This is a genomic window from Pontibacter chitinilyticus, assembly GCF_039748935.1.
Lineage (GTDB): Bacteria > Bacteroidota > Bacteroidia > Cytophagales > Hymenobacteraceae > Pontibacter > Pontibacter chitinilyticus.
Map to the genome: position 1 here is coordinate 214,773 of NZ_JBDIZJ010000001.1, position 12,610 is coordinate 227,382.

Below are 12,610 nucleotides of genomic sequence, written 5' to 3' on the forward strand. Positions count from 1 at the left end.
TGGGAGCCTTGATGCGATGGACTAAACAGCTCTACCGGGAGCAGAACGGGTACTTATACCCAGGCTCATACCCATGAAAAAAAGTATTTGAAGTGATTACTAAAACAGCTTGATATGAAAAGATGTACGTTTTTCCCTATGTTGATTGGCTCTTTCTGCCTGGCAGGCGCAGCTGGGGCGCAGTCTTACGTGCCGGAGTGGCAGGAGGCGGAGATGAAGGTAAAACCGGCGGTGGAAATAAAGGCGTATCCCTTTGATCTGGAATATGTAAAGCTGCTGGACGGCCCTTTTAAGGAAGCCATGGAAGTGGATGCCAAGTATTTGCTGAGCATCGAGCCTGACCGGCTGCTGGCAGATTTCCGCACGCATGCCGGCTTACAGCCGAAGGGCGAGAAGTATGGCGGCTGGGAATCGTCGGGTTTGGCGGGGCACTCGCTCGGGCATTACTTATCGGCTTGTGCCATGCAGTATGCCTCCACGGGCAATAAAGCCTTCCTCGACCGCGTCAACTACATTGTGGATGAGCTGGCGGAGTGCCAGAAAGCCCGCAAAACCGGTTATTTAGGAGCTATCCCGGAAGAAGACAAAATTTGGGCAGAAGTAGCGAGCGGGAATATCCGTTCCAGAGGCTTCGACCTGAACGGTGCCTGGTCGCCCTGGTATACGGTGCATAAAATAATGGCCGGTTTGCTGGATGCTTACCTATATACTGACAACAAAAAGGCGCTGGAAGTAGAGAAAGGCCTAGCCGACTGGACGGGGAAGGAAATAAGCGGCCTGAACGAACCGCAGATGCAGGAAATGCTTATCTGTGAGTATGGCGGCATGCCCGAGACACTGGTAAACACCTATGCGCTGACAGGAGACAAAAAGTACCTCGATCTCTCTTATCGCTTTTACGACAAACGCATCCTCGACTCGCTTGCCGTAAAAAAAGACGTACTGCCGGGCAAGCACTCCAACACCCAGATTCCCAAAGTTATTGCCAGCGCCCGCCGCTATGAGCTGACAGGCGACCAGAAGGATGCCACCATCGCCCGGTTTTTCTGGAACACTGTTACAAAGGATCATTCGTATGCAACAGGCGGCAACAGCAACTATGAGTACCTGGGAGACCCGGATAAGCTAAACGACAAGCTCACCAACAACACCACCGAAACCTGCAACACCTATAACATGCTGAAGCTGACGCGGCACCTGTTTGCCCTGGAGCCTTCGGCCGACCTGATGGACTATTACGAGAAGGCGCTGTATAACCATATCCTGGCCTCGCAGAACCATGCGAGTGGCATGATGTGCTATTTTGTGCCCTTACGCATGGGCGGGCAAAAGCAGTATAGTACTCCCTACGATGATTTTACCTGCTGTGTGGGTTCCGGCATGGAGAACCACGTCAAGTATGGCGAGAGCATTTACTACCGAGGAGAAGATGGCAGCCTGTATGTGAACCTGTTCATCCCCTCAGAATTGAACTGGAAAGAGAAAGGCATTACCGTGAAGCAGGAAACAAAGCTGCCGGCAAACGACAAGGTGCTGTTCACCATCACGACGCCTAAGACAGTGGCTTTTCCCCTGCGTATCCGCAAACCGCACTGGTCCAACCAGGTACAGCTAAAAGTAAATGGCAAAGAGCAGCAGGCATCAGCCGATGCACAGGGCTACCTGGTGCTGAACAGGAAATGGAAGAACAACGACCAGGTAGAGCTCACCGCACCGGCCAGTATCTATACCGAAGCCATGCCTGATAACAAAAACAGGAAAGCTATTTTCTACGGCCCGGTGCTGCTGGCAGGGGTGCTGGGCGATACAGAGCCGGAGCCGGTGAATGGAATACCCGTGCTGGTAACCACCGAAACCAACACCAACAACTGGGTGAAAAGGATCAACAACGACAAACTCCTTTTCCAGACAGCGAATGTGGGCGTGCCTGGCGATGTAAAGCTTATTCCTTTCAATCAAACAGAAAATGAATTTTATACCGTGTACTGGGATGTGTTCAGCCCGTCAGGATGGGCGGCGCAGAAGAAGGTTTACGAGGAAGAGAAAAGGAAACAGAAGGAGCTCGAAGCCCGCACAGTGGATATGCTGCGCGTGGGTGAAATGCAACCGGAGCGGGACCATGAGCTGACCGGAGAAAAGACCACAACCGGCGAAGATCATAACCGAAAGTGGCGGTCAACAGAAGAAGGCGGTTCGCTTTCTTTTAAGATGAAAGTTGCCCCGGATGCCCGAAATGTGCTGATGGCTACCTACTGGGGCATGGATAACCGCGGACGGAATTTCGACATACTTGTGGATGGGGTGAAGATCGCCACCGAAGACCTGAACAAGTATAAAGAGAGCAAGTTCTACGACATCTCTTATCCGGTGCCGCAGGAGCTGACAAAGGGTAAAAAGTCTGTTACGGTAAAACTGCAGGCCAAAGAGCACAACAGTGCCGGCCCGGTGTATGGCTGCCGCATGGTGCAGGAGGAGCAGGACCCGACCAGTTCTTCTCAGAAATAACTTCTGCCCCAACGGACAGACGCTCCAATAAAGCCGCAGCGTGTTCGCAGACCCGGACCGCTGCTGCTTTCGGTTTTTCTCCTGCTACCTGTTAGCAAGTATAGGCAACGTAATTATAAACAAAGGATGAAAAGTAAAGCTGTTTCATGTGTTATCGTGTCCCTACTGAGTTCTGCTGCCCTGGCGCAGACCACGAGCGGGGAGCTACAACCAGTTAATTTCTCGAAAGTTACCATTACAGATGCCTTCTGGAAACCGCGCATCGACCAGGTGGCCACTGTCACCATACCCGTTTGTATTGAGCAGACGGAAGTGAAAACACCGCGTATCCGCAACTTTGAAATTGCGGCGGGCCTGAAAGAAGGTAAATTCGAAGGGATCTTCTACGACGACTCGGATGTGTACAAGGCACTGGAGGCAATCGCTTATTCTTTAAAGGATAAGCCAAACCCTGCGCTGGAGCAGAAGGCGGACCAGTGGATCGATATCATAGCCAAAGCTCAGCAACCGGACGGCTATATCAACACTTATTATACCCTGCAGTTTCCGGAGAAGCGCTGGACCGATATGAGCATGCACGAGGACTACAATGGTGGCCATTTGATTGAAGCTGCCGTTGCCTACTACGATGCCACCGGGAAGAAAAAGCTGCTGAATGTCGCCACTAAATTTGCTGACCATTTTGCCTCCCTCTTCGGCCCGGGCAAGCGCGACTGGGTAACCGGCCACCAGGAACTGGAACTGGCGCTGGTAAAGCTCTACAAAACCACCAATAACAAAAAGTATCTGAACATGGCCGACTGGCTGCTGGCGGAGCGGGGCCATCAACTGGCTAAAGGCTATACCTGGACGGAGTGGAAAGATACGGCCTATGCCCAGGATGTGGTGCCCGTGAAACAGCAGAAGCAGATCACCGGGCATGCCGTACGTGCCATGTATATGTATACCGGCGCTGCCGACGTAGCCGCCCTGACCGGCGATAAAGACTACCTGCACGCCATGAAGGATGTATGGGAGGATGTCGTCTACCGCAACATGTACATCACCGGCGGTATCGGCTCTTCCGGCAGCAACGAAGGCTTTTCTAAGGATTATGACCTGCCCAATGAGCGGGCCTACGCCGAAACCTGTGCCTCGGTGGGCATGGTTTTCTGGAATCAGCGCATGAACAACCTGACCGGTGACAGCAAGTATATCGACGTGCTGGAACGGAGCCTGTACAACGGTGCGCTGGATGGCCTTTCGCTCAGCGGCGACCGCTTCTTCTATGGCAACCCGCTGGCTTCGCTGGGGCAGAGGCAGCGCAGCGAGTGGTTTGGCACCGCCTGCTGCCCCGCCAATATATCCCGGTTAATTGCCTCGCTCGGAAATTACGTCTATGCACAGTCCGACAAAGGGATGTGGGTGAACCTGTATGTAGGAAGCCAAACCACATTTGATGTCGGCAAAAAGCAGATACCGGTGGCGATGAAGACGAACTACCCCTGGGACGGGAAGATCAGCTTAACACTCAACCCGGCTACTGCTACCCAATCGGCGCTTCATCTGCGGATTCCCGGATGGGTGCAGGGGCAGCCGGTTCCCGGCGACCTCTATCATTTCTCTGACGCGGCACCAGCCAACTATACCATTATGCTGAACGGCAAAAAAGTACCTTACAAAATGGAGAAGGGATATGCGGTGATCGACAGGAAATGGAAGAAAGGCGACCAGGTGGAGCTGAATTTCCCGATGGAAGTAAAAAAGATCATCTCTAAAGACAGCCTGGAGTATAACAACAACAGGATTGCTCTGCAAAGAGGACCGTTGGTGTATTGTGTGGAAGGCGTCGACAATAACAGCCATGCCTGGAACATGGTAGTGCCCGAGAGTACCACTTTCCAGGCAAACTACGATAAAGACATGCTGCACGGCATCGTAACGCTGAAAGCGGAAGTACCGGTGGTGATGGTTTCGGATGATAACCTGTCGGTTTCTACCGGGAAGCAAACCATTACGGCCATCCCTTACTATACCTGGGCGAACCGGGGCAAGAGCCCGATGCAGGTATGGCTGCCCACCAAAATTAATGATGTGAAGCTGAATTATTAACCTGAGCTACAAAGCAGGCGGTTAAACACATGAAAGCCGGCCCTTGGGTCGGCTTTCATGTGTTTAACCGGTGTCCATTGTTCAACTCTGCTGTGCTTACTACAAAGTATGAGGGCGATCTGGTAAGCCTCGGAAGCTTTGAGATGTGTTGTGATGCAGGACTGTTGCTACCCGTACTATTTAGGGCTACAGGTGAGGCAGTTTGGAAGGATTGTAGTAGATTAAAGGTACTGGTTCATTTGTCACCTTTATACTTTATGATGATTTCCTACGCGCGCTATACTTGCTTTCTTACGTTTCTGCTTGTTCTTTTCGCTACAAGTGCCACGACCGGGCAGGGCACGCAGGTCAGGTTTCTTAGCGGCACTGATAAAGACCATACTATAAACTGGCAATTTAAGGTGTCGGGTGGGCGCAACAGCGGCAAGTGGGCTACCATACCTGTGCCATCAAACTGGGAAATGCAGGGCTTTGGCACCTACCATTATTGGAGCGACTGGGCTGGCGGTTTGGCTCCGGACAGCATCGGAGAGTATAAATACCAGTTTGCCGTTCCGGCTGACTGGAAAGGCAAAGCCGTGAACATCGTTTTCGGTGGCTCCATGACAGACACTGAAGTAAAAGTAAATGGCAAGCTTGCCGGGCCACTGCACCAAGGTGGCTTTTACGAGTTCCGCTACGACATCACGGATCTGGTACATGTTGGAGACGTAAACCTGCTGGAGGTAAATGTAAAACGCTTCTCTGCCAATAAGTCCATCAACCTGGCCGAGCGTAGAGCTGATTTCTGGCAGTTCAGTGGCATTTACCGGCCCGTTTGGCTGGAGGCATTTCCGGAGCAGCACATTGTTCGCACGGCCATCAACGCCCGGCATACAGGTGATTTTGCCATTGACGTATTTCTCGACGGCATCAGCACGGCAGCTAAAGTGGTGGTGCAACTGCAGCAACTCAACGGTAAAAAGATCGGGAAGGCGGTCTCCGCTCCAGTTAAACCGGGCCAGCAGGTGGCACATCTGCAGACAACAGCCCAGAACATCAAGCCGTGGTCAGCCGAATGGCCGAACCGTTACCAGGTAAAGGTCATGCTGCAAAACAAACGCAAGGTACTGCATGAAGAGACTGAGAAATTCGGCTTTCGGACTGTAGAAGTGCGCAAACATGACGGCCTTTACGTTAATGGCGCTAAAGTTATGCTGAAGGGAGCGAACCGCCACACGTTCTGGCCCACGTCCGGCCGCACGACCAGTAAGGCGTTGAGTATACAAGATGTGAACCTGATGAAGGACATGAACATGAACGCCGTGTGCATGTCGCACTACCCGCCTGACAGGCATTTTTTGGAAGTAACAGACTCGCTGGGGCTCTACGTGCTCGACGAGCTCACCGGCTGGCAGGACGCCTATGATACGGAAGTAGGCGAGAAGCTGGTGCGGGAACTGGTGATCCGGGATGTCAATCATCCGAGCATCCTCCTGTGGGACAACGGCAACGAAGGCGGCTGGAACACGGACCTGGACGATGACTTTGCCCGCTGGGACCCGCAGGCACGCACGGTCATTCATCCCTGGGCTAATTTCAACGGTATCAACACTGGCCATTACGAAGTATACGACTGCTGCACCGGCACTTTCTTCCATGGCAACGATCTGATCATGCCAACCGAATTTCTGCACGGCCTCTACGACGGCGGCGCCGGCGCGGGCCTGGAAGACTGGTGGAACCTAGTGCTGCACAACCCCTTAACTGCCGGAGGGTTCCTGTGGGCCTATGCCGACGAAGGCATTGTGCGCGACGATAAAGACGGCATGGTGGATGCCGCAGGCAACAGCGGCCCCGATGGCATTGTAGGTCCATACCGGCAAAAGGAGGGTAGCTTTTTCACCATCAAAGAAGTATGGGCGCCGGTATACCTGCCCCTCAGCGAGCAGGATAACCTGCCGGCCATGTTCAACAGCATCCTGCAAGTAGAAAACAGATATGACAACACCAACCTAAAGCAGGTGCACTTCTCCTGGCAGCTGGTTGATTTTCCTGCGCCAGGCTCCACAAGTACGGAGCATGCCATCGCTGCGGAAGGGATGTTGCCTTCACCGGAAGTGCTCCCGCACCAGATCGGCTTACTGCAGGTTAAGCTTCCCCCGGACTGGCAAACACATGACGCTTTTTACCTGACAGCCACTGACCCATACGGGCGCAACATTTATACCTGGACCTGGATGATTCCGGAGCCGCAGGAGGTAGCGCAACAGCTGGTGCAGGGCGGAACTGGTCGTGTGCGAGCGACAGAGAAAGATGGGCTGCTCCGCCTTGCCGCTAACGGAACGGAGGTGCAGCTCAGCACAAAGACAGGACTGCTGCAAAGCGCTTCGCACAACGGGAAAGCAGTGGTCTTGAGCAATGGCCCCCGCCTGGTCTCGGGAGAAGCATCGCTGAAAACGCTGGAGCACCACCCGGATGGAAACGACTATGTGGTGGAGGCAACCTTTGAGGGCACGCTGAAAAAGATCACCTGGCGCATGTTGCCCGATGGATGGCTGCAGTTAAACTATGCCTATCAGTTCAAGGGGGGCAAGGGGCTTGATTACCTGGGTGTAACGTTTGATTTTCCGGAGGACCAAGTGAAAGGTATGCGCTGGCTGGGCAGAGGTCCTTACCGTGTCTGGAAGAACAGGATGAAAGGGCAGGAGTTCGGGGTATGGCAGAAGGCTTACAACGATGCCATGACCGGCGTTAGCTGGGAGTATCCCGAGTTCAAGGGCTTCCATGCTGATGTGTACTGGGCCACGCTGCAAACCAAACAGGTGCCGGTTACGATGGTGTTTGCTTCGGATGCAATGTTCCTGCGCCTGTTTACACCGCGGGAACCGGAAGGCGAATCTTTTGACCCGAAAACTACGCATGTAAATTCTCCTGCCGGCGACATTTCGTTTCTGCAGGGCATTGCGCCAATCGGTACTAAATTCCATACAGCAGCAGAGCATGGCCCGGCCGGGCAGCCCAACCTGGTACCACGGCTTGGGATGTGGTATGAAGAAGCGGTATACTTTTACTTTGGAGACGACCTGCCTCTACCCAAAGAAGAAGCTTCAAAGAAATAAATATAAAGCTATGTAGTTTACTATAGAAGCTCTTAGCCGTACAGGAGTGTGTTTTGGGACTTCCTACTGTTCTACTGATTGTGATTCGGCAAGTATGAAATAGGTGAGGGGAAGAATCCGGCAGGTAAATATTTTAGGTGGCCCTGGTATTTTTTTACGGCTTCTGTTTCGTATTATCAGTATACTTCCTATTTTTGCACGCACTAACGCACCCGTAGTTCAACTGGATAGAATATCGGATTTCGGCTCCGAGGGTTAGGGGTTCGAATCCTCTCGGGTGCACCAGCAGTATGAAAGCCTTGTAAGTCATTCGCTTACAAGGCTTTTTTTATGCTTATTGGGCTACGGTGAAAGCATATAACGCGGGTTTACTTCTGAACTATACTTACCGACACGTGCAGGTACTTCTGCTGTGGCTGTGGCAGTAAAGGCATCTGCAGCCGGCTTTTCTGAAGTATAGCGGGCAGGTTTAGATTTGGCAGGAAGGCGTTATTAGTAAACAATGTGCAACCGCTACCTGTTAAGAGGGCTAAGTATAAATCTTAACCTGTAAAGTATGGAAAAACTGTATACGGCAGTAGTAACTGCCACCGGCGGCCGTAAAGGCCATGTAAAATCATCAGATGATGTAATTGATATGCAACTGGCCATGCCGACAAACATGGGCGGTGAAGGCAACAAGACCAACCCCGAGCAGCTGTTTGCAGCTGGCTATGCTGCCTGTTTTCAGAGCGCCTTGCTGGTAGTAGCAGCACGTCACAAAGAGCGCCTGGCACCTGATTCGACCGTAACCGCGCACGTGGACCTGAATAAAATGGATGATGGCGGCTTTGGCCTGGGCGTAAAGTTAGCGATAGACCTGAAAGGGCTGGACCACCAAAAGGTAAAGCAAATGGTAGATGAGGCGCACCAGATATGCCCATACTCTGTGGGCACACGCGGTAACATTGAGGTAGAACTGGAGGTACTCTAACAGCGCAATAATTTCTTATATGCGAGCTATAAAACAGGAAAGGCAGCCGATAGCGGCTGCCTTTCCTGTTTTATAGCTACTGAAGGATTAAACTTCAGCCAATACTTGCTTTACTTTTTCTGCTGCTTCTTTCAAAACAACGGCCGAGTATACTTTCAAACCAGACTCGTCGATAATGCGGGCGCCTTCTTCGGCGTTTGTCCCCTGCAGGCGCACAATGATCGGCACGCGTATATCGCCGATGTTTTTGTAGGCTTCTACTACACCGTTGGCTACGCGGTCGCAACGTACGATGCCACCAAAAATGTTGATCAGGATCGCCTTTACGTTCGGGTCTTTCAGGATGATGCGGAAACCTGCTTCTACAGTCTCAGCATTTGCACCACCCCCTACGTCCAGGAAGTTAGCAGGCTCACCACCCGAAAGCTTGATGATATCCATGGTTGCCATGGCCAGACCAGCACCGTTTACCATACAGCCTACATTGCCATCCAGCTTCACGTAGTTCAGGTTGTGCTCGCCAGCTTCTACTTCCAAAGGATCCTCTTCAGACACATCGCGCAGATCAGCCAGGTCTTTGTGGCGGAACAAGGCGTTATCGTCCAGGTTTACTTTAGCGTCTACGGCCAGTATCTTGTTGTCAGATGTTTTCAGCACCGGGTTGATCTCGAACATAGAAGAGTCTGTGTTCACATACGCCTTGTATAGGTTCGTTACAAACTTCACCATTTCTTTAAAGGCTTCACCCTCTAAACCAAATGCGAAAGCAATCTTACGTGCCTGCCATGACTGCAGTCCTGTAGCCGGATCAATCCACTCTTTGATGATCTTCTCCGGAGATTTCTCGGCCACTTCTTCGATGTCCATACCTCCTTCGGTAGAGGCCATGATCACGTTCTGACCTTTGGCGCGGTCCAGCAGGATGCTCAGGTAGAACTCTTTTGGCTCCGAATCGCCAGGATAGTACACGTCCTGGGCCACCAGTACTTTCTGTACCAGCTTGCCTTCCGGGCCTGTCTGGTGCGTAACCAGGGTCATTCCCAAAATCTGAGAAGCGATTTCTTTTACCTGCTCCAGGTTTTTAGCCAGCTTTACGCCACCCCCTTTGCCACGGCCGCCTGCATGGATCTGTGCTTTGATCACGTGCCAGCTGGTGCCTGTTTCTTCGGTCAGCCGTTTGGCAGCCGCTACCGCCTCTTCCGGCGTGTCAGCCACGATACCTTCCTGTATGCGTACGCCGTAACCTTTTAAAATGTCTTTAGCCTGATATTCGTGTATGTTCATGCTTTCATTTTTATTGGACGCACGAAAGTACGCCTTTATCCCCTCAAATTCAAGTACTGCATTTTTAAAATATTCTTTCTGAAAGCATGCAACAGCTGCTAAAAGCTGCCTTACAACCTCGTTTTGTAACGTGCCCGTGCATTTGAGAGTACATTTTAATAGCCAGTGCTTACTTGTTAATACTGATAACCTATGCTGAATGTTTATACCTTTGCCAAACGTGTAGCCGTAGCCGCGCTCGTAACATTGCTGATCCTGACAGCTTTTTACATGCTGGGCTGGCATACGTATTTTTTCCTGTTAGTTTTTGCCGGAGTCTTAGTAGCTGTGATGTTTTGTGGAATCACAGACTGGCTGCAAGACAAACTGCCGCTACCGCGCGGGGTGTGCCTGCTTTTGGCAGTAGTACTTTTCTTCGGCTCCATTACGGCGATCATCTGGTTCATCGCACCCACTATTGGGGCACAGGTGCAGGAGATGAAGCAAACAATACCGCAGGCATTTAGTGGCCTTGAGGCTCAGTTGAGCCAGTACGGGTGGGGGCAGAAAATTCTGGACAGGGTGCCGGACAATCTGAGTAGCGTGCTGCCGAAACAACAAAGCCTGTTTACGCGTGTGTCCGGCGTTTTTTCAACCACTCTAAGCGTGCTCGCCGACGTAATGATCGTGATTGTGACCGGGCTCTTTTTAGCTACTAGTCCAAAACTGTATACGATCGGGTTTACAAAGCTTTTCGCGGTGCGCCACCGCACGCGCATCCTGGGTGTGCTCGACAAGTGTTACGATAACCTGAAGAAGTGGCTTATTGCCATGCTGATCGATATGTCTGTTACCGGTATTGTTGCCGCCATTGGATTTAAACTGATCGGGCTGCCACTGGCTTTTGCAGTAGCGTTGATCGCTTTTTTTGGTGAATTTATTCAGAACATTGGCCCAGCTCTGGCCGGTGTCGTTGCCGTACTGATCGGACTAACGCAGGGGCCGCAACTGGCGTTTTATGCTTTGTTGCTGTACTGCGCCATCCAGCTCGTGCAAAGTTACCTGGTCACACCGCTCATTTACCAGCATACAGTAAACCTGCCGCCGGCATTGCTACTCTTCTTTCAGGTACTACTGGGTATTTTTCAGGGGATTATAGGCCTGATTTTAGCAGCCCCGCTGCTGGTGACGCTCATGGTACTGGTAAACGAATTATACGTCAACGACTTGTTAGAGAAAAAGCCCATCAATGCCTCCGAAGAAGGACCTCTAGCAGAGAAACTCAACAACACAAAGCCGGTCCGCCATAACGGGTAAATACATTTTACAAATAACCAGCAGCGCCTAAATGAGAGAAATGTGCGGTGTAGCGCCTGATAAAGGTAGTTCTATACTTTAGCCGATGATAAAAAGCTTTTGTCCGGGCTTATACTTGCTGTGTTGCTTTTCAGGTACCGGGCGCTCCTGGCTATAGTATAAATGTAGCGCTCTGCCGGAGAAGTGCCGTTCAGGTAAACAGGCAAGCAGCGCAATGAACCATAAAAAGTGGTACTAGGGTGATTATTGCTGAAGCGCTTAGAAGTAAATCAATTGTTTTGTAGCTTTGGAAGATTATTTTTTTACTTATCCGCTGATAAACAATTGCCCCGACTGTGCTGCAGGTTTCAAACATCCATAAAAAATACGGTTCGCTTCCGGTTCTTAAAGGTATAGATATGTCCATTACTGCCGGCGAGGTGGTATCTATCGTAGGCGCTTCCGGTGCCGGTAAAAGCACCCTGCTACACATCTTGGGTACGCTGGATACGGCTGATTCCGGTGAAGTAATGTTTGATGACAAGAACATTGCCCGCATGAACTCCACCGAGATGGCCCGCTTCCGTAACCGGCACATTGGGTTTATTTTTCAGTTCCATAACCTGCTGCCGGAGTTTACGGCGTTGGAAAATGCCTGTCTGCCAGGCTTTCTGGCCGGGCGACCGGAGGAGGAAGTAAAAGAGCGGGCAACGCACCTGCTGGAAATGCTAAACCTTTCTCACCGCATTCACCACAAGCCCTCCGAGCTATCAGGAGGGGAGCAGCAGCGCACGGCTGTGGCCCGCGCCCTCATCAATTCGCCCCGCATTATTTTTGCCGACGAGCCGAGCGGTAACCTCGACTCGAAAAACGCCCAGGAACTGCACGACATCTTTTTTAAGCTGAGGGAGGAATTCAACCAGACCTTCGTGATCGTGACACACAATGAGCAGCTAGCCGCCATGGCCGACCGCACGCTGGTGATGAAGGATGGCCTGATCGTGCAGGAATCAACGGTGCAATAGTGCTCCGTGCTCTCCATTAGAAGATAGCTGCATCATTCCTGTACGGTATCGTAACCGCATTGCCCCATAGCGGCGTTTGGCGTACCGTGTCCATCCGAAGCGGACTACCTGTTTCTTCTGCGCTTTCCGGGCCGTTTACAAGCCAATACTACTTTTGCTGCACATCTTGATCAAGTATAAACAGCGCAATCTGGGTGTGCTGCATCCGTTTATACTTGCCGGTACTTTCCTCTTCAACAGATAGAAGTATAGCTTGCTTGGTAGCTAAATTTAGTTGCTCCTGCATTTTATACTTTTATCCAGAATTTACGTACATATCTTTTACCCTTGTGCCATTTCTCAGCCCTTTATGCGCC

General features: G+C 51.5%; 8 protein-coding genes and 1 tRNA gene. 7 read left to right on the forward strand and 2 right to left on the reverse strand.

Annotated features, from left to right (window positions below; all coding sequences use genetic code 11):
• Window positions 1–114: 114 nt before the first annotated feature.
• The 5 genes from ABDW72_RS00860 (at window position 115) to ABDW72_RS00880 (ending at window position 8,670) form a co-directional block, all read left to right on the forward strand.
• Window positions 115–2,505 (forward strand): beta-L-arabinofuranosidase domain-containing protein, encoded by a 2,391-nt coding sequence (locus ABDW72_RS00860; RefSeq protein ID WP_347156542.1) that lies wholly within the window; start codon window positions 115–117, stop codon window positions 2,503–2,505.
• A gap of 126 nt (window positions 2,506–2,631) precedes the next feature.
• Entirely contained in the window at window positions 2,632–4,596 is a 1,965-nt protein-coding gene (locus ABDW72_RS00865) for a glycoside hydrolase family 127 protein (protein ID WP_347156543.1), read from the forward strand.
• 257 nt (window positions 4,597–4,853) lie between these two features.
• On the forward strand, window positions 4,854–7,697 hold the full coding sequence (locus ABDW72_RS00870) for a glycoside hydrolase family 2 TIM barrel-domain containing protein (protein WP_347156544.1): 2,844 nt from the start codon (window positions 4,854–4,856) through the stop codon (window positions 7,695–7,697).
• A gap of 208 nt (window positions 7,698–7,905) precedes the next feature.
• Window positions 7,906–7,982, forward strand: a tRNA-Arg gene (locus ABDW72_RS00875).
• A 271-nt stretch (window positions 7,983–8,253) separates the two neighbouring features.
• Entirely contained in the window at window positions 8,254–8,670 is a 417-nt protein-coding gene (locus ABDW72_RS00880) for an organic hydroperoxide resistance protein (RefSeq protein ID WP_347156545.1), read from the forward strand.
• Between the two features lie 87 nt (window positions 8,671–8,757).
• Here the strand turns inward: ABDW72_RS00880 and sucC are convergent, their stop codons facing one another.
• Window positions 8,758–9,954: an ADP-forming succinate--CoA ligase subunit beta gene (gene sucC / locus ABDW72_RS00885; RefSeq protein WP_347156546.1), complete on the reverse strand. Its 1,197-nt coding sequence runs from the start codon at window positions 9,952–9,954 to the stop codon at window positions 8,758–8,760.
• A 192-nt stretch (window positions 9,955–10,146) separates the two neighbouring features.
• On the opposite strand from sucC, the gene ABDW72_RS00890 reads away from it, so the two are divergent.
• On the forward strand, window positions 10,147–11,250 hold the full coding sequence (locus tag ABDW72_RS00890) for an AI-2E family transporter (RefSeq protein ID WP_347156547.1): 1,104 nt from the start codon (window positions 10,147–10,149) through the stop codon (window positions 11,248–11,250).
• A 335-nt stretch (window positions 11,251–11,585) separates the two neighbouring features.
• Window positions 11,586–12,254, forward strand: coding sequence for an ABC transporter ATP-binding protein (locus ABDW72_RS00895; RefSeq protein ID WP_347156549.1), 669 nt, complete (start codon window positions 11,586–11,588; stop codon window positions 12,252–12,254).
• Between the two features lie 148 nt (window positions 12,255–12,402).
• Here the strand turns inward: ABDW72_RS00895 and ABDW72_RS00900 are convergent, their stop codons facing one another.
• Complete coding sequence (locus tag ABDW72_RS00900; protein ID WP_347156550.1) at window positions 12,403–12,540, reverse strand: hypothetical protein; 138 nt, start codon at window positions 12,538–12,540, stop codon at window positions 12,403–12,405.
• Window positions 12,541–12,610: the final 70 nt, after the last annotated feature.

Coding starts and splice junctions, on each gene's coding strand:
- ABDW72_RS00900 (WP_347156550.1), bottom strand. CDS start 12,540: ATGCAGGAGCAACTAAATTTAGCTACCAAGCAAGCTATACTTCTATCT.
- ABDW72_RS00870 (WP_347156544.1), top strand. CDS start 4,854: ATGATGATTTCCTACGCGCGCTATACTTGCTTTCTTACGTTTCTGCTT.
- ABDW72_RS00880 (WP_347156545.1), top strand. CDS start 8,254: ATGGAAAAACTGTATACGGCAGTAGTAACTGCCACCGGCGGCCGTAAA.
- ABDW72_RS00890 (WP_347156547.1), top strand. CDS start 10,147: ATGCTGAATGTTTATACCTTTGCCAAACGTGTAGCCGTAGCCGCGCTC.
- sucC (WP_347156546.1), bottom strand. CDS start 9,954: ATGAACATACACGAATATCAGGCTAAAGACATTTTAAAAGGTTACGGC.
- ABDW72_RS00860 (WP_347156542.1), top strand. CDS start 115: ATGAAAAGATGTACGTTTTTCCCTATGTTGATTGGCTCTTTCTGCCTG.
- ABDW72_RS00865 (WP_347156543.1), top strand. CDS start 2,632: ATGAAAAGTAAAGCTGTTTCATGTGTTATCGTGTCCCTACTGAGTTCT.